We start from the raw sequence: 22,724 nt of genomic DNA, 5'->3' as shown, positions 1-22,724 counted from the left end.
CACCGTTATCGAAGGTTTGACTCGATTCTAGGCACGAAGCATTGTATGGGCCGATCCTTATATTGCATGGCCGACAATAAATGTGGATGCCCACCCTGATTGACCCCCAGCAGCCGCGTTATCTGGCGTTGGTCGATGCAATTACCCAAGCCATAGCCACTGGCGAGTTAGCCCCCGGCGAGCGTTTGCCGCCGCAACGGCGTTTGGCCTGGGCATTGGGCTGGAACCCCAGCACCACCCTGCAAGCCTATCGCGAAGCGGCGCGGCGTCATCTGGTGTCGGGTGAAGTGGGGCGCGGCACCTATGTACTGGCCGGCAGCAAAGAAGCCACGTTGTTCAAATTGCAGCATGCCGACGCTCAGCCCGAACGTCTGGACTTGCGCACCAACGTGCCGGCGATCAATCACGCCAGCGAAGAGGATGCCCACGCGCTGTCATGGCTGCTCGAAACGGGTCAGGCCAAGCGTTTGCAAGGGTATTTGAGCGCTGACGATCTCGTGTTGGCGCGGGCGCAGGGGGCCGCGTGGCTCACCGCGCGCGGCCTGCAACTGCCGGTTGAACACCTCATGTTGTGTACGGGGGCGCAGCAGGGCCTGTTTACGGTGTTGCTGTCGCTGTGTCAGACGGGCGAGCCGGTGTTGGTCGAAGCCTTTACCGCGCCGGGAATAAAAGCGGCGTGTGCGCAATTGCGCTTGCCGATGCACGGCGTACTGCTTGATCAGCAAGGCATCGTCCCGGAGGACTTTGACCGCATGATTCGCGCCACCGGAGCGCGCATTGCCGTACTCACGCCCACGCTGCAAAACCCCACCTCAGCGGTGATGAGTGTTGAGCGCAAACAGGCGATTGCCCGGATTGCCCTGCATCACGGGGTCAGGGTGATTGAAGATGACGTGTACGGTGCACTGACCCTCAGCCCGCCGCTGTGCCACTACCTGGCGCAACAGGGTGTATTGATTAGCAGCTTGTCCAAGACAGTGGGCGCGGGTTTGCGCTTGGGCTGGATCGCGGCCAGCCCCGATGTGCTTGCACGCATTGATCCTCACGCTCAATCGGCGCACTGGGGGCTTTCGTCCATCAATCTGGCGATTGGCTGTCACTGGATCAGCCAAGGCATCGCGCAACAGCGCGTCGCGTGGCAAACCGGCGAAGTCACGCGGCGTTGGCGGTTAGCCAAAAAACTGTTGGGCCCGATGATGGAGCAAACCCATAGCCCATCGCCGCACATCTGGCTCCAGTTGGCAGACGGTGACACACCGCTGGTGCACACGTGGCGTGCGGCAGGAATGGAGGGGGTGCCCGCGCAAGTGTTCGCGGTTAAATCCACCACCGCCAATGCCCTGCGCATCAGCTTGACGGCAGCCCCCAATGCCCAAAGCTTGAGTGTGGCGCTGCATCGCGTGGCTGAACGCTTGAGTGACCGCTGAACAGCAGGGCACGCAGCGGTCGAACACCTTGTGATCTGGCGCATCTGGCACAGCGCGGTCATCGGGTTTACGATCGCTTCGCAATCGAACCTTGCCTTCGGCAACGGCTACGCACGCCGTTGTCACCTTCCCAATTCATCCGTCACAAGGCCCCTATGCGCAGAGAAATCGGTTACTGGCACCGTGAAGGTCGCGAGTTGTTTTATTACCTGGAATTCAAGCCCGACACCGCGCAGTTTTACCTGACCTGCGAGCACACCCCCAGCATCGGCGAAGGCAGCGTGCGCTCGGTATTGCTCAGCGAGGCAAGAGGCGAGCGCTACTACGAAGATGCACTGCTGATCATCAAGGAAGAGTTGTTCAAGCAGTACACGCTTTGACCCAGGCTATTTGAGGGGCGCGGCCCCGGCACGTGTCATACAGCGCTGGCGCCGTTCATCGACCCGTTTGGCAAACCAGGCGGTGGTCAGGTTGCGGGTGATTTTCGGGCTTTGCAGCGTAATGCCCGGCAGCACGGCGCGGGGCAGCGGGGCGCCTTGTTGGCGGTCCGCCAGCGCAAAGACCTGCCGGTACAGAGCGGTATCATTGAACGCCAGGCTGTCGCCTTTCTCCAGTTGACGCCGAATCGCATTGTCATTGAGCCCCAGTTGTTTACCCAGCAGCCGTACGGCCCGCTCAGTCGATCCCACGGCGTAGGACCCCGGAATGGTCAGATCACCATCCAGCGCCAGCGGTAAGCCTGAAACCTGGCTAACCGCAGCCTGAAAGGCGGCATTGCGACTGGCGTACCAGCCCGCATTAAAGTCAGCAAAGCGATACAGCGACTGGGTGTAATCGACGGGGTAACCCAGCAAATGGGCGATGCCGAAGTTCAAACCGCCGCGCCGGGTGAACACTTCGTGACGAATCGACTGTGCCACCGGGTACGGGTATTCCTGCGCGTGTTGCTCGGCAAAGGCGATGCTCACTTGCATCGGTCCGCCTGTGTGCACCGGGTTGAGGCTGCCAAACAGCGTGCTGCCCAGCGGCACCATGCCAATGAAATCATCGAAAATGGCGCTTAACTGGCCTTCGGTACGGGCCGCATCCAGGCGCTGGTTGTAGGTTTTGCCTGTCGGTGAGGTGATGTTCAGCGCGCTGCGCACCAGAAATTCGGGAATGTGCAGTTTGCTGGCGCGGCGGTTGATTTCAGTGCGGGCGATTTTCGCCAGCCCCGGTACGGGCGGATCGGCCTGAAACGTCGACTCCTGTTCGGTAACCGACAGTACCGAGCACAAGTTCTCGTCGGAGGGGGCCAGTGCTTGTGCAACAAAGGCGACCTGGATATCGGCTGCCCACCCCTGACGGTCCGCGACCGTAGACGGCATGAGTTGCACGACTCGCGCCCGCGTTTGTTCAGGCGTCAGGTGGGGGCCTGTCTGCGTGCTCTGGCTGCTACAACCTGCAATAACAGCCAACGACATAAGTGATAAAAAGTGCAGGCCAAATCGATTCACCAAGCGCTATCTCCCTAAAAAACATAAAACCTGCTGCTGCGTGTCAGTCGTCGCGCGTCAGCACTTCGAGCAGTTCGATCTCAAAGGTCAGATCAGAGTTCGGTGTGATATGCGCGCCCATGCTTCTTTCACCATAGGCCAAATGCGCAGGCACCTTCAGCGCACGCTTGCCGCCGACCTGCATGCCCATCAGTCCCAAGTCCCAGCCCTTGATTACGCGCCCCGTACCGATGACGCATTGGAAAGGCTTGCCGCGCGAGTGGGAGGAGTCAAACACCGTGCCGTCTGCGAGCCAGCCGGTGTAATGGGTGGTGATCAGTGCACCTTTAACCACGGTTTTACCGTCGCCCACTGCGAGATCAGTGATGTGTAGTTCTTGGGTCATGCTGTTTTCTCAAAAAGTGGGAAGGGTGTATTGCCGATGTCGTGAGGAGACGCAATCAATACACAAAATGTAACAACTTGGCAGTTCGCCTTCCTTAGCGTGAGCAGGATGGCGTTTTCTCAGACTTGGCGTGCCCCAGCAACCTTTTTTATCGGGCAAAGGTGTGAATCGAGTGAGGGTCAGGGAACTTAACAATGAGTTGCATTGTCATTCGCGCTTTACTCTCAAATGAGACTGGTTATTATTGGCGTCCTGGCAGTGCCGGGAAAAGCTCATCTGCATCAGGCCCATTTAGAGCCTTGCGCATGCGATTCCAGTCTTACGCCTGCTGAGCACACTCCATTGTTAAGGGATCAACTGGACATGTCGTCTCGATTCAAACGCAGTCAAATGTCACTCGCTTTTGTGGCCGCCCTGGCATCACCCACGTTACTCGCCGATGTGCTGGAACGTGATCGCGATGAGGTCCCGGTACAGGCGACTGATTTACCGGTCGATGGCACAAAGCAGGCGTTGGAGCTGGAAGAAACTCGCGTTCTGGGCACCGCCGCCCAAGAGCTCAAGCAAGCCCCTGGTGTGTCCATCATTACCGCCGAAGACATCAAGAAGCGTCCGCCCGCCAATGACCTCTCCGAGATCATGCGCCGTGAGCCGGGCGTCAACCTGACCGGCAACAGCACCAGTGGCAGCCGTGGCAACAATCGCCAGATTGACTTGCGGGGCATGGGCCCTGAAAACACCTTGATCCTGATTGACGGCAAACCGTCGTCGTCGCGCAACGCGGTGCGTTATGGCTGGAGCGGCGACCGCGACACCCGTGGCGAAACCAACTGGGTGCCTGCCGAAGAAGTCGAGCGCATCGAAATCTTGCGTGGTCCAGCCGCTGCACGCTACGGCTCGGGCGCGATGGGCGGGGTGGTCAACATCATCACCAAACGCCCTACCGATAAGCTTAAAGGCTCGTTGACCGCCTACTACCTGGCCCCGGAAGACGACGCTGAAGGTATCAGCAAACGTACCAATTTCAACCTCAGCGGGCCGATCACGGACGATCTGGTGTTTCGCGTCTACGGCGGGATGAACAAAACCGACGCGGATGACGCGGCTATCAACACTGCCGAGCAGGCTTCGCGCGACAGTGTGGTTGCAGGCCGTGAAGGCGTGCGCAACAAAGACATCAATGGCTTGCTCAGCTGGCAGTTCACCCCCGAACAATCGCTGGATCTTGAAGCCAGTTACAGCCGTCAGGGCAACATCTTTGCCGGCGACACCATGCTCAACAGCGGCGGTGATTACGTAAACAGTTTGACCGGTAAAGAAACCAGCATCCTGCAACGCAGCACATTCTCGGCCACTCACAACGGCTCGTTTGACTGGGGATCGACCAAAGCCTCGTTAACCCATGACTTGACCCGTAATGCCCGGCTGAACGAAGGCTTGGCCGGCTATGGTGAAGGTGCGCCGTCTGAGAGTGCGGGCACGTTCGAGTCACGCTTGCGCAACACGCGCGCAACGGGCGAGGTCAACGTGCCGTTGAGCGTGCTGACGGAGCAGGTGCTGACCGTAGGTGGCGAGTACTTGTATGAGTCATTGAATGACCCGGGTTCGTTGCGTCCACAGAGCTGGGATCCGGGCAGCGATGGTACGCCAGGTATTGCGGGGCAGGACCGTACGCAAACCAAAACCACCGCCAACAGTTATGCATTTTATGTGGAAGACAACATTGAGGCCGGTGCCAAAACCATCATCACGCCAGGTGTGCGTTTCGACCATCACAGCGAATTTGGTGGTAACTGGAGTCCAAGCCTCAATGCGTCGCATCAACTTACGGACGAACTGAGCATCAAGGGCGGTATTGCACGCGCCTACAAAACCCCGAACTTGTATCAGTCAAACCCCAACTACCTGTTGTACAGCCGCGGCGCCGGTTGCAGCTCGGTCGAAGTCAATATCGGCGGGTGCTACCTGGTGGGTAACCCGGGCTTGAAACCTGAAATCAGTGTCAATAAAGAAATTGGCCTGGCCTTCGACAAAGGCACATGGCGCACCAGCGGTACTTATTTCCGCAATGACTATCAGAACAAGATCAACGCCAGCAACGAAGCGGCTTACCGTTTGCCCAATGGTCGCCGTGTCTACCAATGGGATAACAGTGGCAAAGCCATCGTTCAGGGGATCGAAGGCAACCTGTTCGTGAATCTGCGTGACGACCTGGACTGGAACACCAACCTGACCTACATGATCGAGAGCAAAGACAAGGAAACCGGCGATCCGTTGAGTATCATTCCCAAGTACACGGTCAACACGACGCTGGACTGGTACGCCACCGAGAAACTGTCGTTTCAGGTCAGCGGGACGTACTACGGCAAACAGGAAGCCCCTAAACGTAATAACCGCGCCAACGAAGAGCTCAACAAATCAGTTCAACAACCGATCGACCCCTACGGTCTTGTGGGGTTGAGCGGGGGCTATGAGTTCAACAAGAATCTCAGCGTGCGGTTGGGCATCAATAACCTGTTCGACAAACAGCTGTACCGCAAAGGCAACTCGGATGAAGCGGGCGCCCAAACCTACAACGAGCCGGGTCGCGCTTACTTTGCATCGGTGACCACCTCGTTCTGATCACCTCAATCGCCTTAGCACTGTGCTTGCGACAGTGCCGGCATTTACAGGCGCGACACCCTTTTACGGGTGCCGCGCCGTTGTCACATCTGGCACTGGCAAAACCGTGGCTGGCGCGCAATGAAGGATTTAAACGATGAAACTCGCAACATCGGCCTGGGTACCCATTGTTTCTCGCACACTGGCAGCACTGGTGGGCGGTTATGTGTTCACCTATGCCTTTACGGCGGCGCTGGCCCGGTTATTACCGCTGGACAACGTGGATGCGTTGATCGTCGCCAGCCTGCTGTCATTCCTCATTTACACCTTTGCCATCCTCTGGGCGTTTGCCGCTAAACGGCAATGGTCGGCGTGGATGGGCGCGGTACTCGCACTACCATTGGCGGTCATCGGGTTTTGGCCGCAACTGCTGGAGCGCCTTGTATGAAACAGACCCTGACTCAATCCATGGCCTGGCTGCACACGTGGGGTGGCCTGATCGTGGGCTGGTTGTTGTTCGTGATTTTCCTGACCGGCAGCCTGGCCGTGTTCGATCAGGAAATTGATAACTGGATGCAACCCGAACTGCCTGCGCATCACTTAAGTGACGAACAAGCAGCCGAACGTGCCTTGGGCTATTTACGTGAGCACAAGCCTGACGCCAAGCAGTGGGGCATCAGCTTGCCCAATGAACGCACGCCCAGCCTGCAAGCCTCGACCGGTGGGCGCCGCGACGGGGTGTCGGTGACGCTGGACCCCAATACCGGCGAGGTGTTGCCGGTGCGTGAAACTGCTGGCGGCTTTTTCTTTTTCTTCTTTCATTTCACCCTGCACATGCCGGGCATGCTCGGGATTTATCTGGTGGGCGCGTTGGCGATGGGCATGCTGGCGGCACTGGTCAGCGGTATCGTGATTCACAAAAAATTCTTTAAGGAGTTCTTCACCTTTCGCCCGGCCAAGGGTCAACGTTCGTGGCTGGACGCTCACAATGCCAGCGCGGTGTTGTTGCTACCGTTCCACTTAATGATTACGTACAGCGGGCTGGCGATTTTCCTGGTGATCTACATGCCCGCGGCGATGGACGCGCTGTTTGATGGCAACCGGGAGGCGTTTTTCAAAGCCCAGGACCGCACGCCACCCGCGCTTGAGGTCAAGCACGCGGCGACGATTGAGCCTGCACCTTTGGTGGCCCTGGGGCCGTTATTGAGCAAGGCCCGTGAGGTGATGGGGCCTTTGAGTAGTGTCAGCATTACTAACCCGGGGCAAAGTAATGCAGAGATTCAGATACGCCCCCTGCTGGGTAACCGCATTGCGTTGGCCAAAGGTCAGGGCATGCGTTTCGACGGGGTCAGCGGTGAGCCGTTGTCCGGCCCGACCGACATGCGTTCCAGCGTGCTCACGCACAAGGTTATTTCCGGTCTGCACTTCGCTCAATTCGGCGGCTACCCGATGCGTTGGCTGTACTTTATTTGCGGCTTGATCAGCAGTGCGATGATCGCCAGCGGGCTGGTGCTGTTCACCGTCAAGCGTCGGCGCAAATACGCCAATGAAAACCAGGTCGCGCAGGTGCTCTATCGCTTGGTCGAGGCCATTAACGTCACGGTCATGGCTGGCTTGAGCCTGGCCTGTATCAGCCTGCTGTGGGGGAATCGTCTGTTACCGGTCAGCCTGGCCGAGCGCAGTGATGCTGAGCTGAATGTGTTTTTTTGCGTGTGGGCATTGAGTCTGGGCCACGCGTTGTTCAGGCCACGCATGCAGGCGTGGCGTGAGCAATTGGGGTTGGCCGGTGTGATGTGCATGACGTTACCGCTGCTGAGCCTGCTCACCGTCAATCAGCCTTGGACATTGCCCAGCCGCCTGGGCGTTGAGCTGGTGGCTGTCGTGTTGGGGGCATTGTTGTTGTGGGCCTGCTGGAAAGTCGCGCAACCGGTTGTTGAGCGCGTGCCGCGCAAAAAGGCGGCTCAATTGGCCGAGGTGAATTGAGATGCTGGCGCATTACTTTGCAGCTTTCGCCTTTGCGTATATGGGCATGCTTGCCTTGTGTCAGGGGCTGGAGCGGCACTACAAGCAAGTGTGGAAAAAAGTCCCTCCTGAGGGGTTGAGGCATCTGTTGCGGGCAGCAGGTTGGTGCAGCCTGGCGCTGAGCTTTTACTTCTGCGGGCTTGCCTGGGGGTGGGCGATGGGACCGGTAGGGTGGTTTGGCATGCTTTCGCTCAGTGGCTTTGGCTTGCTGATGGTGCTGCCTTATCGACCACGTTTGGCCGTTTGGCTGCCTTTGGGCTTTGCGCCGGTGTGGGCAGTGATTGTGACGGTTCTTTGATTATCCACGGCGCCCCGTATTAATAAGGTGGGGCGCCAACTTCATATAACGGTTAAAGCAACAGGCATGCTGCACAAGCAGTGCGGACTGCCGCTGTAGTATGTGTCTGCTGTTTAATGTGTCTTTTATAATAAAACCCCTAATTGGGTATTGTTTCGTTGTGCGTGTTTTTGTTTTGATTCGGCGGTCTAAAAGGACTACGCAGATAAGCGTGTTGTCTGTGCAGTTTTAGGGGAAAGTCTGCTTGAGCTGAAGTTGACCAAGTGTTGGTGTCGGGCTGCTATTGGTGGCCCTTTTTTAGTAATTATTTAACCTGTTCTAATCTGATGTTTATGCAGGACGCGCAGTGGCTATGAAGGTGTCTCTCAGCGGTTTACTGAGGGCAAGTCTTAATAAGGCTGCGTGACTTAAACATAACGATACGGACGGAATTGAATATGGATATTAATGCTGGGCCTGAACAGGCAGAGGCACTGAGTGCTTCGTTTGATGAGCGTCTTCACCCCTCGAATGAGGTAGCCCCCTCGCCAGGCGACGAACAATGGGAGACGGTAAAGGACTTCCAGATCATCGCCGCTGACGGTGGGAATACACTGTATGGTAACGGCCGGCAGCAGATGAAGCTGCGGGTGCTTGTCCGCGTGACCAATGCGCTGAATATGCCAGTTGATCTCGATGAGCAGTCTTTGGCCTCTATTGCATTAGTGGACACCCATACCCACAAACCTTTGGCGTGGAGTGTGGTCAAGTCGGATGATGTTGAAGTCTGGAAGTTTGTGTATGACCCTGATCCCCGCTTCAAGTCGTTCCCTTATCATGGGCCGATCAAGGGGGGGCTGGAGGGCAGTAAATTTTCAGTGCGTGAGTTTTACGTCAGCACCAATGCCTCGTCTTCTATTTCATTATCAGCCTCGATTACACGGCGGGACGGTAAAGTCTTTTACTCGGGGCTAAAAACGGAATTCGGGACAATTACACTGAATGCTCTAGCGCCTGCCGTGTACCAAGGACATCACTTTCACCTCAAATACGTGGCGCAACGGCCCTATCACTCGGCCAATATTGCAAAGCTGGATGTTTATGCACTTCGCATAGTCGCCGACAATCAACGAATTGGCATCGCCAGAATATATGAAGTGTACCCTTCTGCTTTTTTGCGCTTCAGTCGCCACCCGGATTACCTGGGCTATTACACAACAGCGTACTTGAATGCGAGTCCTGATCATTATGGACGGCACATGAGTTTCGAAATGCCACATGCGGTGGCTCAGTATTATGACGTTCCCGGCGAACTGACGTTATTGATGAGCTATGCAAAAACGGGCGGGCGTTCTCAGCTCAGGGAAGAGCATGACCACTGGCGCCTCAATGTGATTGACATGTACGGCAACCTACAAACTATCCGAATTGCGTCCTCTGATGACTCGCCACCCAGGTTAATGGTTCAAGCGTGAGCGGTGATAGATAGACCAGAATTTTAGACACACGGAAGTGATCAATGAAGACATCAAATCAAGGGCCGGGAACGCTGCATTCTGGCGCTTTCAATTTTTCGAGTTTTATTCAAAGCGGTGTCGACCCTCGCACCGGTTCTTATAGTTGCAACCTGGCGTTGAATGAAGTGCTGGGCAATTGTTTGTGTGGGCCGAGCGTCCCGCTAGCACTGGTGTTCAGTGCGTTTAATAGTCGAAATTCGGGATTGGGAACGGGCTGGTCTTTACCATTGAGTTCGTACAACCGGACGACCCACAAACTGTCTTTGTCTTCGGGTACGTGCTACCACGTACACACCCACGGCAATACGGTCAGTCTTTTGGACAAAAAGCTTGATACCGTCAAGGTCCATATCCGTGAAGACACTTGGGTCATTGAGCATAAAAATGGCACGGTTGAAGAACTGACGCGCCCCAGTGAAGAAGATGATGAGTGGCTGCCTTCTAAAATCTTCTCTCCCGAAGGGCGTTATATCTCTTTCTTCTACAGCATTGTTCAGGGGCAACGGTTGCTGCGAGAGCTTCGCGATCAACATCAGTCTTTGTTGCGGTTTGAATATGAAAGCGATAACAACTGGGACAGCCAGCCGGGCCTCACGCTGTGGCCCGACAGTCTGCTTCAGGCGCGAAAGTTTAACTTTGTTATCCGTGATAACTGGCTGCGTCAAATATCACTGACCACGCGCCATGGCAGGGAGGCGGCCCACTGGGTATTTGACTATCAACCCAGCGAAACGGCTGCGCTGCTGATGACGCACGTGCAGACTCCTGCGGGGGCCGTAGAAACACTGAGTTATAACCTTTACGGTCATGCATTGCCGCCCGGTGCTCCCGTAGAAGCGGTGCCGGTGGTGACCTCCTGGCGTATTGCTCCTGGCGCCGGACAACCGGCGGTTGTTCGTGAATATGAGTTTTCCAGGCATAACTATTTTGGTTACGGCGCCGGTTATCTCTGGAGCGACAACGAAGATTACCTTTACCAAAACGCCAGCGACTATGTGTATTCGTCGACTGAAACCATGATTGCAGGGGCACAGTCCACGCGTATTGAGAGGCTTTATAACCGGTTTCACCTGATGATCTCGCAGCAGACAACGATCGGCACAAAGGTTCAACGCACGCTCATTGACTACCACGATGCGCACGGGAAAAGTTTTAACGAACAACCGGCTATTTTCCAACTGCAAAAAAGCCTGTCGGTCACCTACTACGATATGCGCAGCCCGCAAAATGCCCGAACAGAGATCACCCGCACCTCCTACGATTCGTCAGGTAATTTATTGGAAACGCAGAGCCCGACAGGTGGCAGGGAGATCAATACGTATTACGCCGCTGCGGGGGAGACCGGGTGTCCGGCCAGCCCATCCGGGTTTGTGCACTTTCTCAAAAGTAAATCAGTCATACCTTCTCCTGCCTTCAGCGCGGCTCCCAGCACGCGAATAGAGCACACCTACGCGGATCTGCCGTCTCTTCAGGGCAGCAGTAAACGCTTCCTTGTGCTGCTTAGCGATGAGTTATATGAAGTCGGCACGGCTGAGCCGCTCGTGCGCACGACGTACCGGTATGTGACTGATCCGACGCAGACCCAATACGGCAAAGTCAGTGGCAGGACCGACACCGTGGGCGGAGCAGCTACCACCTATACACACACTTACACCCAAGCCCAGGGCTGTCTGCATGTCAGTCAGAGCGTGGAGGCCGGTGGTCATTCATCTATGCAGCAGGCCTGGTATGACGAGTTGAGCGGTCAGGAGGTCAAAGTCTGTGACCACGACCAAAGCCTGCTTGAATCGACCTACGATGGTTTAGGGCGTCTCAAGTGCGAAACCGTGGCATCGCCGACACACCCTGCCTCCCGCCAATACGCCTATCACTTACCGAGCGATGCAGAAGGGGAGGCACGTCACACGATTGTAAATTCGCGTGGTGGGCAGCACACCACCACCTTTGATGGCCTGGGTCGCAAGGTGCATGTAGCGATGCAAGACCTTGACCATCCCGGTACAGAGAAACCCATGCGTGAGGTGTATCGCGCGGTGTACACAGCATCGGGTCAGCTCAGTGAGGAGTTCACGACAGATTGGTTTGAAGGCGTGGCGCACACAGTACGCACTGGGTTCAGTTATGACGATTGGGGCAATGTTTCACAGGTCACAGGCCCGGATGGCACCGTGACTCACGAACTTCATGACCCTGTAACCCGCACCCACACACAATGGATCGAGGGGGCAGGCCAAACCGTCACCGTCAATAATGTTTTCGCCAAGCCCGCGAGTGTTGAGCGTATTGATACGCAAGGCCATTCGCTGGGCAAAACGCTGTTCACCTATGACGGACTGGGCCGGTGCCTGGAAACGCTCAGTCCGCCAGGGCTGCTCAACCAGTTCAGTTACGACGTGTTTGGGCGCCTGACTAAATCGGTATTACCCGACGGCACCGTCATTACACGGCTCTACAGCGCACACAGTATTGGCCCTTACCCCACGCAGATAAAAGCCAATGACTATGTACTGGGCACACGTACTTACGATGCGTTCATGCGCATCAGCAGTACGACCGTCGGCGGGCGAACCGAACGTTTTACTTATGAGCGCGGGCGTGGAGAACCGTCGAGCAAGACCTGCGCCAGCGGGAAAATCATCCACTTCACGCTTGATCCGGTGTGCAAAGGCGAAGTGGCCCGGCGTTCCGTCGAGGGGTATTCGGACTTGACCACGACGTTCAATCGGGCGTCGCCGCATGACGAGTTGCTTCAAGCGTCCAACCCCTATAGCCAGGAAAATTTGTCCTACTTTGCATCGGGCAAACTCAAGAGCAAAGAGCATGTGATCGGGGAGGCGCTATTTGAATCCTCGTACACCTACTCTCTATTGGGTAAGCCGATCAACTTCACCGATATTACGGGGGGCGTCCGTCACTCACGTTATGACGCTTACGGGCGGTTGTCTGAAGTTGAACAAGGACCCGTTAAAAGCGCTTATGGCTACGATGCACGTGGGGCGCTAAAGACCCTGAGCGTCAACGACACTCAAGCAGGGCGAAGATTGGTAACCGAACTTGTACATGATGATTTCGCCCGGGAAATTCGCCGCACGTTCATCTTGGAGCACGATCGTCGGCTAGTCCTTGAGCAAGCGTTTACGGCGCAGGACAAACTCCAGCGGCGAACCTTGAGTGACGGACCCGCGGTGTTGCGCGATGAAACCTATGAGTACGACACCCGAGGGCGCTTGAAGAGATACACCTGCAGCGGTCCGCAAGCCCCGGTCGATCCTCTGGGCAACGTCCTTGTGTCGCAGGACTATGTGTACGACTACCTCGACAACATTCGCTCCTTAACCACCCGATTCGAAGACAGTGAGGATGTCACAACGTTTGGTTATGACTACATTGATCGAACCCAACTCAGCCAATTGACCCACAGTCACCCTGATTACAGCTCTTTGGACTGTCGATTTGAATACGATGCCGACGGTCATCAGCTCACTGATGAGCTGGGCCGTGTACTGACGTATGACGCATTGGGTGGCTTGCGTTCGGTGGGCGGCGATTCATTGTCGCCATCGGGCAATCTGGTGGAATACAGCTACAGCCCAATGGACAAAATTCAGAGCATTGTGCCCGGGCAGGGAGTGGCCAAGGCGTGTTTCTACCACGAAGACTCACTGGCCAATGAGGTTCAGGGAGAGCAGACGTGCAGTTATTTCCAGCAGGGGAGCCATGCGATGGCTCAGGTGACAGCACACGATTGTACGTTGCTGGGCACCGATAGCCAGGGCAGTGTCTTGCACGCACTTTCCAATCACGGCGATGCGCACTTGGCCTACGCCCCTTATGGCAACCGGCCGCTGGATGATGGGATGAGTTCATTACTGGGGTTCAATGGCGAGTTACCCGACCCGGTCACCGGTTGTTATCTGCTGGGCAATGGTTACCGTGCTTACAACCCGATACTTATGAGATTTCATTCGCCCGACAGCTTGAGCGTATTTGATGGTGGCGGGCTCAATGCTTATGCGTATTGCCTGGGCGACCCCATAAATTTCAGCGATCCGACCGGCCACCTGACGACGGTGCAAGGGGTGAAGCTCGGGGTCACCATCGGCCTTTTACTGGCCTCCCTGGCACTCACCCTGTTCACGTTTGGTGCGGCGTCTTCCTCTGTCGCACTCTCGCTGACGTCGGTCATCAGCGTCGTTTATGAGGTGGTGTCCACGAGTATTTCGATTGCTTCGGCGGTGCTTGAAGAGTTGGCGCCTGATACAGCCGTGGCTAACGCGTTCTTCTATACCGGCCTGGCTTTTGGCGGTGCATCGGGTGTGAATTGGGCGATAGGGAAAGCCGTCAACAAGGGCCTCAGTGTTGCGCTGGCTAAAACAATTGATCGAGTGGGAAAGGCCGCTACCCACACAACATGGTCGGGGGCGGTCGCGACCAGTGCCGTGCGGCCACTGGCAAACACCAACACGGTTGTGCGGGGTAATGGGGGGCTTAAACATTTGAATAAGCTGCATAAGCAATTGAGCGCAGTTTCACACGCCAAGAGCGGTGTCGATTACGCACGCTATACGTTCACCGCCCTCAAGGCTGCCCATAAGCACTATGGCAATGTGAGTGAGTTTGTAACGAGCCATGAGGCGCCAAGAACCCTGGGTCAGTTGGGCACTTGGTTGAAGGATGCGAGTACCCACTTTTCTGGAGGCAACTTGTCCGGCTCGGATAAAACGCTGCCCCTGGCGGCATTTTTTGAAGACCTTGAAGATCGGGCACATACCATCAGAAACGCTGTTTAACGCCCGTGGATGATGCACGCCAATCCCCTTTTACGGGGGTGGCGTGCACCGTCTGTCAAACGTGAGAAGGTTTTTGCGTGTTGACCCAGCGGTTGGCGATGATGTCCAGGCTGCTGCAAAACGCGAAATACACCAACGCCACAAACAGGAAAATCTCGGTCGGGTGCACCATCACCCGATTACTCACTTGAGTGGCTACAAACGACAGCTCGCCGACGCCGATCACATATGCCAGTGAGGTGTCCTTGATCAATGAGATCCATTGATTGAGGAAGGAGGGCAGCATCATGGGCAGGGCTTGCGGCAGGATAATCAGGCGCAACACCTGCCAACTGCTCAAACCCAGCGCTTTGCCCGCCGCCCACTGGCCAGCCGGCAACGCACTGATACCGGCATAGACCGAGTGCGCCAGGTACGCGCCGCCGATCAACGACAGCGCACACACCACCGTGGCCAGCGCAGGCACATCGACCTTGAACACAATGGGCAGCAGAAAGTAGCTCCAGAAAATCAGCATCACTACCGGGATCGCGCGCAGAAACCCCAGTACGCCCAGCAACACCCAGCGCCCCCAGCCGCGCATCATCACCAGTGCTACACCCAGCACCAGCCCTAACAGCGCAGAAATAATGCCTGACAGCGCACTCAACACCAGCGTGAGAGCGGCACCGCCCAGCGGGCCATCGGGGTAAGCCCCGAGCAAAAAGTACGACAGATTGTCGCTAATGACCGAGAAGTCCATGACTTACACCACTCCCTGCTTGTACCACTTGCTGCGGGCGACCATTTGGCCGATCACTTCGATCAACGCAATGCTCGCCACATACAAGAGGGTGGCAAAACCAAACGCTTGAAACGTTTTGAAGGTTTCAGTCTCGACCTGGCGCGAGGCATAAGACAATTCGGCCAAGCCAATTGCCATGGTCAGTGATGAGTTTTTCAGTGCATTCATGTATTGCCCCAACAAAGGCCCCAGCGCGGTGCGCAGAGCCTGTGGGAATACGATGTAACGCCACACTTGCGTGCCGGTCAAACCCAGGGCCAGCCCGGCAGCCCGCTGCTCGATGCGCACTGAACTGACCCCCGCGCGAAACTCCTCGCAGATAAAGGCCGCGGTGTAGAGCATCAACCCCCAGAACCCGGCCAGAAATTCAAACGACGGCCATTCAATCTCAAACAGCCCCACAGACAGGCTGCGCGGCTGGTTGAGCCACATCACCAGGCCTTCGGGCAGCATTGCGGTGACGCCGAAATACCAGAAAAACAACTGCACCAGCAGCGGTGTGTTGCGAAACAGCGAGAGATAAGCACGGGCCGGCCATGACCACAGCCGTGAAGGCGAAAGGCGCGCCAGGCACAACAAAAACCCAAGGCCGGTGGCGACGATACAGGTGAGCAGTGAAAGGATCAGCGTCAGCACGAAGCCATCAAGCAGCCAATGCAGGTAATGCGGGGCAAGCAGTTCACCGAACATAAACAACGTCCATCCAGAAACAAACAAACCCGTCCGGTTGACCGTGACGGGCTTAACGATACAGCGCGCAGGTTTTAGCTCTTGTCGCCGATCTTGTACAGACGGGTCAGCGGGGTTTTGGTGGTTGGGCCAAACCAGGCGTCATAAATGGTTTGCGCCTGACCTTTGCCTTCCAGTTCAACCAGGGTTTCGTTGACCACGTTGGTCAACGCCGTTTCGCCTTTGGGGATGCCCACGCCAATCAGGTCGTTGGAAATGGTGAAGGGCGGGACTTCGTATTTGTCCTTGTCCGGCACGTTGGCCAGTAAGCCGATGAGTTTGGGACCGTCCTGGGTAATGGCTTGCACGTTGCCGTTGCGCAGCGCAGTGAACGCGAACGGGGTGTCATCGTAAGCCACCACTTTTGCGCCGGGGTACTTGGCCCGCAGCACGCCTTCGTTGACCGTGCCTTTGTCGACACCTACGCGCCAGGTGTTCAAGTCTTCGGGGGATTTGAGCGTGCCCTTTTTAACGATGAACTGCTGGCCGGACGAAAAATACGGAATGCTGAAGTTCACCTGTTCGGCACGCTCCGGCGTAATGGTGAAGTTGGCCAGCACCAAGTCCACTTTATTAGCCACCAACAGCGGTACACGGTTGGCCGGGTTGGTCGGCTGCAACTGCAACTTCACGCCCAGTTTGTCGGCGATGGCTTTGGCGTAATCGACGTCCAGACCTTCGATTTGCTTGCTTTTAGCATCCACAAAACCGAACGGCGGGTTGCTGTCGAACGACGCCACACGCAGCACACCGGCCTTTTTGATGTCATCCAGACGATCAGCATGGGCCAGGCCAGACAGTACAGCCAGGGTCAGAGCGGTGAGGGCAGTGATTTTCTTCATTTCGTTCTCATCATGAGTTGGAATCGTTATGAGGAGAGTGTTACAGGAAATTTATCTTTTAAAAAAGAATATAAAACGATTTGAATATTCCATTTTTGAATATGAAGGCAGTGAGAAAAGCAAGTGGCAAGCTACAACGATCATGCGGTGCTTAAGACACACCGCATGTCGCAGCCTCCTGCCTCGTCAGCTACAGAGCACCTGTGGGGTAGGAGTCACACCGGTTGCCAATGCCATTGGCTTCAAGCTGCTGGCCTGTAACAGCTCTTGGGTATACGGATGTTGAGGGTGGTTGAAGATCGTCCGCGCATCCCCTTGTTCCACGACTTTGCCGTCCTTGATGACGATCATGTCGTGGGCCAGGGCATGCACCACCGCCAGGTCGTGGCTGATAAACAAGTAGGTCAGGCCGTGGCGCAGTTGCAGGTCGCGCAACAAGTCCACGACTTGTTTTTGCACAGTGCGGTCCAGCGCCGAGGTCGGTTCGTCGAGCAGGATCAGGGCGGGTTCCATTATCAGTGCCCGGGCGATGGAGATGCGTTGGCGCTGGCCCCCCGAAAACTCATGGGGGTAACGGTGACGGCTTTGCGGGTCCAGTCCCACTTCGTGCAATACCCGAATCACCGCCTCTTCGCGCTCCTGGGGCGTGCCGATGTCATGCGCCAGTAAACCTTCGGCGATGATTTGCTGCACCGACATACGCGGGCTGAGGCTGCCAAACGGGTCTTGAAACACCACCTGCATTTGCCGGCGCAACGGGCGCAGCAGGTTCTGGTTCAGCAGGTTGAGCTGCTTGTTGCCAAAACGGATGTCGCCCTCGGAGTCCACCAGCCGCAGGATGGCCTGACCCAGGGTGGATTTGCCCGAACCCGACTCACCGACAATGCCCAGGGTTCTGCCTTTTTTCAGCTCGAAACTGACCCCGTCCACGGCCTTGACGTACTGACGCTCGCGGCTGAACAGCGGCTTGGGCAGCGCAAACCATACCCGCAGGTTGTCGACTTCCAGCAGGTTGTGCCGATAGTCGCTGGGCACTGGCGTGCCACTGGGTTCGGCTTCAATCAGCATGCGGCTGTAAGGGTGCTGCGGTGCACGGAACAGGTCTTCGCACCGGGCTTGCTCAACGATTTGGCCGCCGCGCATCACGCACACGCGCTGGGCTATTTTGCGCACCAGATTCAGGTCGTGGCTGATGAGGAGCAGGGACATGCCCAGGCGCTGTTGCAGGTCGATCAACAGTTCGAGGATTTTTTGCTGCACCGTGACGTCCAGTGCGGTGGTGGGTTCGTCAGCGATCAGCAGTTCAGGTTCATTGGCCAGCGCCATCGCAATCATCACCCGCTGGCGTTGGCCGCCCGACAGTTGGTGCGGGTAAGCTTTCAGGCGTGTTTGCGGGTCGCGGATGCCCACCAGTTGCAGTAACTCCAGGGTGCGTGCCCGTGCCGCGCGGTTTTTCAGGCCCTTGTGGGTGAGCAACACCTCGCTGATTTGCTTTTCAATGGTGTGCAGCGGGTTGAGTGAGGTCATCGGCTCCTGAAAGATCATGGCGATGCGGTTGCCGCGCAGGCCGCGCAGTTGGGCGTCGCTGGCATTCACCAGGTCGATGCCGTCATAGCGGATGCTGCCTTGGGTCTGCACGTCTTTGCCCGGCAGTAAGCGCAGAATCGAGTGTGCGGTCACGGACTTGCCAGAGCCGGATTCACCCACCAGCGCCAGGCATTCGCCACGGCGGATGTCGAGGTTGACCCCGTGCACCACTTCGCGCCCGGCAAAGCCGACGCGCAGATCACGTATTTCAATCAATGTGTTGGTCATCTCAGCTCCGAGGGTCAAATGCATCGCGGCAGGCTTCGCCGATAAACACCAGCAGCGACAAAATCAGCGCCAGGGTGAAGAAGGCCGTGAGCGCCAGCCAGGGCGCTTGCAGGTTGCGTTTGGCCTGGCCAATCATTTCGCCCAGCGAGGCGGTGCCGGGCGGCATGCCAAAGCCCAGGAAGTCCAGTGCGGTGAGGGTGGCGATGGCGCCCGTGAGGATGAACGGCAGGTAGGTGAGGGTTGAGGTCATGGCGTTGGGCAGGATGTGTCGGCGCATCAGGGCACCGTCGGTCAAACCCAGTGCGCGGGCTGCTTTAACGTATTCCAGGTTGCGTCCACGCAAGAACTCGGCGCGCACCACGTCCACCAGTGCCAGCCAACTGAACAGCGCCATGATCCCCAGCAACCACCAGAAGCTCGGCGCCACAAACCCCGACAAAATGATCAGCAAGTACAGCACCGGCAAACCGGCCCACACCTCTTGCACGCGCTGCCCGAAAAGGTCGACCAAGCCGCCGTAAAAACCTTGCAAAGCGCCAGCGGTGATCCCGACCACGGCACTGATGGCGGTCAGGATCAGGGCGAAGAGGATGGAAATCCGCGCCCCGAAAATCACCCGCGCCAGCACATCGCGGGCCTGATCGTCGGTGCCCAGCCAGTTGGTGGCGCTGGGTGGGCTGGGGGCGGGTTCCTTGAGGTCGTAATTGACCGTGTCGTAACTGAACGGGATGGGCGCAAAGAGCATCCAGCCGCCCTGATCAGTGATCAGCTTGCGCACATAGTCGCTGCTGTAATCCGGCTCGAAAGGCAGCTCGCCGCCAAAGTCGGTTTCGACGTAGTTGGCCACTATCGGGAAGTACCAGCTGTCTTTGTAGTGAATCGCCAAAGGTTTGTCGTTGGCCACCAACTCCCCACCCAGGCACAGGATGAAGAGCGCGACAAACAGCCATAACGACCACCAGCCGCGGCGGTTGGCCCTGAAGTGTGCGAGACGGCGCCTGCCAATAGGAGAGAGGGTAAACATCAGGAAGTCCTCGCCGAGAAGTCGATACGGGGGTCGAGCAGGGTGTAGCACAGGTCGCCGATCAGCTTGATCAACAACCCGAACAAGGTGAACAGAAACAGGGTGCCGAACACCACGGGGTAGTCACGCGACACGGCGGCTTCGTAGCTCATGCGCCCGATGCCGTCGAGGTTGAAGATGGTTTCTATCAGCAGTGAACCGGCGAAGAACACCTCGATCAGCGCCTGCGGGATACCGGCGACCACCAGCAGCATGGCGTTGCGCATCACATGGCCGTAAAGCACTCGGCGCTCGGTCAGGCCCTTGGCCCGCGCCGTGACCACGTACTGACGGCTGATTTCGTTGAGAAAGCTGTTTTTCGTGAGGATGGTCAGGGTGGCAAAGCCGCCAATCACCAAGGCAGAGACCGGCAGCACCATGTGCCACAGGTAGTCACCGATCTTGGCGAAAAAGCTCAGGTTTTCGAAGCCGTCCGAAACCATGCCCTGCACCGGAAACCAGCTCATGTAGCTGCCGCCCGCGAACACCACGATCAACAGAATCGCAAACAGGAATGCGGGCATGGCGTAGCCAATGATGATCGCGGTGCTGGTCCACACATCGAATGCGCTGCCGTTGTGAATGGCTTTGCGAATGCCCAAGGGGATTGAGATCAGGTAGGTGATCAACGTCGCCCACAACCCGAGTGAAATCGACACCGGGAGCTTTTGCAGGATCAGGTCCGTGACCTTGGCCCCGCGAAAAAAGCTGTTGCCGAAATCCAGTTGCGCGTAGTTCTTGAGCATCAACCACAGGCGTTCGTGCATGGGCTTGTCGAAGCCGTAGTGCTTGGTGATTTCTTCAACCAGCGCCGGGTCCAGGCCGCGGCTGCTGCGGCTGGCGCCACCGCTGCTGGCCGCCATGTCCCGCGCGCCGCCGCCCACGGATGCCCCGCTAAAGCCTTGCAAGCGCGCGATGGCTTGTTCCACCGGGCCACCGGGTGCGGCTTGGACGATCAGAAAGTTGACCACCAGAATGCACAGCAAGGTGGGGATGATCAGCAATAAACGTCGACTCATGTAATGCAACATTTCAATGGCCCTCCGACGACGTACTGGCGGCGCTCAAGGCGGCGTTGGTTTGCGCGGTTGTGCTGACTTGCCACCAGGTGTCCAGCCCTTCGTCATACATCGGCTCCTGTGCCGGACGGGCGAAGCGGTTTTGGTACACGGTGGGGGTGCCGACTGAGTAGTAGTTGGGAATCATGTAGTAGCCCCACTGCAAGACCCGATCCAGCGCCCGGGCGTAATGCACCATCTCTGCGCGGCTGTTGGCCTGCACCAAGCCGTCGAGCAGGGTGTCTACGGCCGGGTCGCGCAGCACAAAGGCGTTTGAGGCGCCGACCTGGGTGGCGCTGCGCGAGCCATACATGTCGTACATCTCGCGGCCTGGCGAGACGATGGGCTGGCCACTGCGCGGAAAGCCCACCACGATCATGTCGTAGTCACGCGCGTTGAGGCGGTTGATGTACTGCGCCGAGTCGATCTTGCGAATGTCCATCGTGATGCCGATCTGCGCCAGGGTGCGCTTGTACGGCAAAATCATGCGGTCAAAGCCGCCTTGGCCATCGAGGAAAGTGAAGCGCAGCGGTTCGCCCTCAGCGTTCACCAGCGTGTTGTTTTTGGCCGTCCAGCCCGCTTCTTTGAGCAGCGCCAGCGCTTGCAGTTGTTTGTCGCGGATGTAACCGCTGCCATCGGTTTTGGGGGCCTGATAGACCTGCGTAAAGACCTCATCCGGGATTTTTCCGCGCAGCGGTTCAAGGATCTCCCGTTCGCGGGCATCGGGCAGGGCGGTGGCGGCCATTTCACTTTTCGGGAAGTAGCTCTGCTGGCGCACGTAGAAGCTGCGCATCATCTGTTTGTTGGTCCACTCAAAGTCCCACAACAGGCTCAGGGCCTGACGCACGCGGCGGTCTTGAAAGAACGGGTTTTGCAGGTTGAACGCAAAGCCTTGGGCGGCCCCCGGTTTGTCTTTGGCGAACACGCCTTTTTGCAGGCGGCCATCGTTGAGCGAAGGGCTGTCATAGCCGATGCTGAAACCGGTGGCCGAGAACTCGCGGTTGTAGTCGAAAGCCCCGGCCTTGAGCAGTTCACGCGCCACATCGGTGTCGCCGTAAAAATTCACGGTCAGGCGGTCGAAGTTGTACATCCCTTTGCTGACCGGCAGGTTTGCGCCCCACCAGTGCTGATTGCGCTCAAAGGTGATGCTGCGACCAGGGTCAACCTTTGAGACGGCATACGGGCCACTGCCCAGCGGCGGTTCGAAGCCGCCGCCATTGGTAAAGTCGCGGGTCTTCCACCAGTGCTCCGGCAGGATGCGCATGCTGGCCAAATCCAGTGCCAGCGTGCGGTTCTGGTTGCTCTTGAAGTCAAAACGCACTTGCAACGGGCCTTCGATCACGATGTCTTTGACCTCGCCATAGAGCATGCGATAGCTCAGGCTGCCTTGGGTCATCAGCGTGTGGTAAGTGAACGCCACGTCTTGTGCCGTGATAGGGGTGTCGTCAGCGAAACGGGCTTTGGGGTCCAGGTTGAAACGCACCCACAGGCCATCGGGGTCGCGTTCCATGGTTTTGGCCACCAGGCCATACACCGTGTAGGGCTCGTCCAGTGAACGAAAGGCCAGCGGGGCATACACCCACTGATCCACCTGCGCCACGCCGGTGCCTTGGTCGACATAGGGCGTGAGGTAATTGAACTGGCCGATTTCCATCGACGCGCGGCTCAAGGAGCCACCTTTGGGGGCGTTCGGGTTGACGAAGTCGAAGTGCTGGAAACCGGCCGGGTATTTGGGCGCCTCGCCGTAGACCGTCATGGCCTGGCTGGGCGCGGCACTGACGCCGATGCTTACGCACGCGAGTACGGGCACCAACAGCGAGCGGATCAGGGGCAGGAAATATGAAGACATGTGTGGGGTTTCCTTGTACCGCGTGTAGAACCATTGAGTACCGTGAAAAATCCCCACAGCCTTGCGCGT

Annotated in this window: 17 protein-coding genes; 8 read left to right on the top strand and 9 right to left on the bottom strand. The window is 57.3% G+C overall.

Features of this window, described 5'->3' with window-relative positions; genetic code table 11:
- Positions 1 to 80: 80 nt before the first annotated feature.
- Positions 81 to 1,427 (top strand): PLP-dependent aminotransferase family protein, encoded by a 1,347-nt coding sequence (locus tag ACP7A4_RS12350; protein WP_426247084.1) that lies wholly within the window; start codon positions 81 to 83, stop codon positions 1,425 to 1,427.
- A gap of 155 nt (positions 1,428 to 1,582) precedes the next feature.
- Positions 1,583 to 1,807, top strand: coding sequence for a hypothetical protein (locus ACP7A4_RS12345; protein WP_059762834.1), 225 nt, complete (start codon positions 1,583 to 1,585; stop codon positions 1,805 to 1,807).
- 6 nt (positions 1,808 to 1,813) lie between these two features.
- On the opposite strand, the gene ACP7A4_RS12340 is transcribed toward ACP7A4_RS12345, so the two are convergent.
- Both ACP7A4_RS12340 and ACP7A4_RS12335 read right to left on the bottom strand, forming a co-directional pair.
- The gene (locus ACP7A4_RS12340) at positions 1,814 to 2,890 is read right to left on the bottom strand and encodes a DUF1615 domain-containing protein (RefSeq protein ID WP_426247147.1); all 1,077 of its coding nucleotides are present in this window, start codon (positions 2,888 to 2,890) and stop codon (positions 1,814 to 1,816) included.
- Between the two features lie 76 nt (positions 2,891 to 2,966).
- Positions 2,967 to 3,308 carry an FKBP-type peptidyl-prolyl cis-trans isomerase gene (locus ACP7A4_RS12335; protein ID WP_203303787.1) on the bottom strand — a complete coding sequence of 114 codons (342 nt, stop codon included), beginning with the start codon at positions 3,306 to 3,308 and terminating at the stop codon, positions 2,967 to 2,969.
- A gap of 363 nt (positions 3,309 to 3,671) precedes the next feature.
- Here ACP7A4_RS12335 and ACP7A4_RS12330 point away from each other — a divergent pair, with 363 nt between their 5' ends.
- The 6 genes from ACP7A4_RS12330 to ACP7A4_RS12305 all read left to right on the top strand — a co-directional run bounded on the left by ACP7A4_RS12330 (position 3,672) and on the right by ACP7A4_RS12305 (position 14,515).
- Positions 3,672 to 5,930 (top strand): FepA family TonB-dependent siderophore receptor, encoded by a 2,259-nt coding sequence (locus ACP7A4_RS12330; RefSeq protein ID WP_059762832.1) that lies wholly within the window; start codon positions 3,672 to 3,674, stop codon positions 5,928 to 5,930.
- A 136-nt stretch (positions 5,931 to 6,066) separates the two neighbouring features.
- A complete protein-coding gene (locus tag ACP7A4_RS12325) occupies positions 6,067 to 6,357 on the top strand; it encodes a hypothetical protein (protein WP_059762831.1) in 291 nt (96 codons plus the stop codon).
- A complete protein-coding gene (locus tag ACP7A4_RS12320; RefSeq protein WP_426247080.1) occupies positions 6,354 to 7,892 on the top strand; it encodes a PepSY-associated TM helix domain-containing protein in 1,539 nt (512 codons plus the stop codon). The genes ACP7A4_RS12325 and ACP7A4_RS12320 overlap by 4 nt, the downstream gene beginning before the upstream one ends.
- Position 7,893: 1 nt before the next feature.
- Positions 7,894 to 8,229: a DUF3325 domain-containing protein gene (locus tag ACP7A4_RS12315; protein ID WP_426247078.1), complete on the top strand. Its 336-nt coding sequence runs from the start codon at positions 7,894 to 7,896 to the stop codon at positions 8,227 to 8,229.
- A gap of 437 nt (positions 8,230 to 8,666) precedes the next feature.
- Positions 8,667 to 9,683, top strand: coding sequence for a hypothetical protein (locus tag ACP7A4_RS12310; RefSeq protein WP_426247076.1), 1,017 nt, complete (start codon positions 8,667 to 8,669; stop codon positions 9,681 to 9,683).
- Positions 9,684 to 9,727: 44 nt separating this feature from the next.
- Entirely contained in the window at positions 9,728 to 14,515 is a 4,788-nt protein-coding gene (locus ACP7A4_RS12305; RefSeq protein WP_426247074.1) for an RHS repeat-associated core domain-containing protein, read from the top strand.
- Positions 14,516 to 14,570: 55 nt separating this feature from the next.
- Here the strand turns inward: ACP7A4_RS12305 and ACP7A4_RS12300 are convergent, their stop codons facing one another.
- The 7 genes from ACP7A4_RS12300 to ACP7A4_RS12270 all read right to left on the bottom strand — a co-directional run bounded on the left by ACP7A4_RS12300 (position 14,571) and on the right by ACP7A4_RS12270 (position 22,655).
- Complete coding sequence (locus ACP7A4_RS12300) at positions 14,571 to 15,257, bottom strand: amino acid ABC transporter permease (RefSeq protein WP_059762826.1); 687 nt, start codon at positions 15,255 to 15,257, stop codon at positions 14,571 to 14,573.
- Positions 15,258 to 15,260: 3 nt separating this feature from the next.
- Positions 15,261 to 15,989, bottom strand: a complete 729-nt coding sequence (locus tag ACP7A4_RS12295; RefSeq protein WP_059762825.1) for an amino acid ABC transporter permease — start codon at positions 15,987 to 15,989, stop codon at positions 15,261 to 15,263.
- Positions 15,990 to 16,063: 74 nt separating this feature from the next.
- Positions 16,064 to 16,870 (bottom strand): ABC transporter substrate-binding protein, encoded by an 807-nt coding sequence (locus ACP7A4_RS12290; RefSeq protein WP_059762824.1) that lies wholly within the window; start codon positions 16,868 to 16,870, stop codon positions 16,064 to 16,066.
- 186 nt (positions 16,871 to 17,056) lie between these two features.
- Entirely contained in the window at positions 17,057 to 18,685 is a 1,629-nt protein-coding gene (locus ACP7A4_RS12285; protein WP_059762823.1) for an ABC transporter ATP-binding protein, read from the bottom strand.
- A gap of 1 nt (position 18,686) precedes the next feature.
- The gene (locus tag ACP7A4_RS12280; protein ID WP_059762822.1) at positions 18,687 to 19,709 is read right to left on the bottom strand and encodes an ABC transporter permease; all 1,023 of its coding nucleotides are present in this window, start codon (positions 19,707 to 19,709) and stop codon (positions 18,687 to 18,689) included.
- Positions 19,709 to 20,779, bottom strand: a complete 1,071-nt coding sequence (locus ACP7A4_RS12275; protein WP_426247070.1) for a microcin C ABC transporter permease YejB — start codon at positions 20,777 to 20,779, stop codon at positions 19,709 to 19,711. Before ACP7A4_RS12275 ends, ACP7A4_RS12280 begins: the two co-directional genes overlap by 1 nt.
- Before the next feature lies 1 nt (position 20,780).
- Positions 20,781 to 22,655: an extracellular solute-binding protein gene (locus tag ACP7A4_RS12270; RefSeq protein WP_082706778.1), complete on the bottom strand. Its 1,875-nt coding sequence runs from the start codon at positions 22,653 to 22,655 to the stop codon at positions 20,781 to 20,783.
- Between the last annotated feature and the right edge of the window lie 69 nt (positions 22,656 to 22,724).

Source organism: Pseudomonas sp. TWR3-1-1 (assembly GCF_049896545.1).
Lineage (GTDB): Bacteria > Pseudomonadota > Gammaproteobacteria > Pseudomonadales > Pseudomonadaceae > Aquipseudomonas > Aquipseudomonas weihenstephanensis.
The sequence above is the reverse complement of the archived record's forward strand: the minus strand, read 5'-3'. Positions and strand labels throughout refer to the sequence as shown.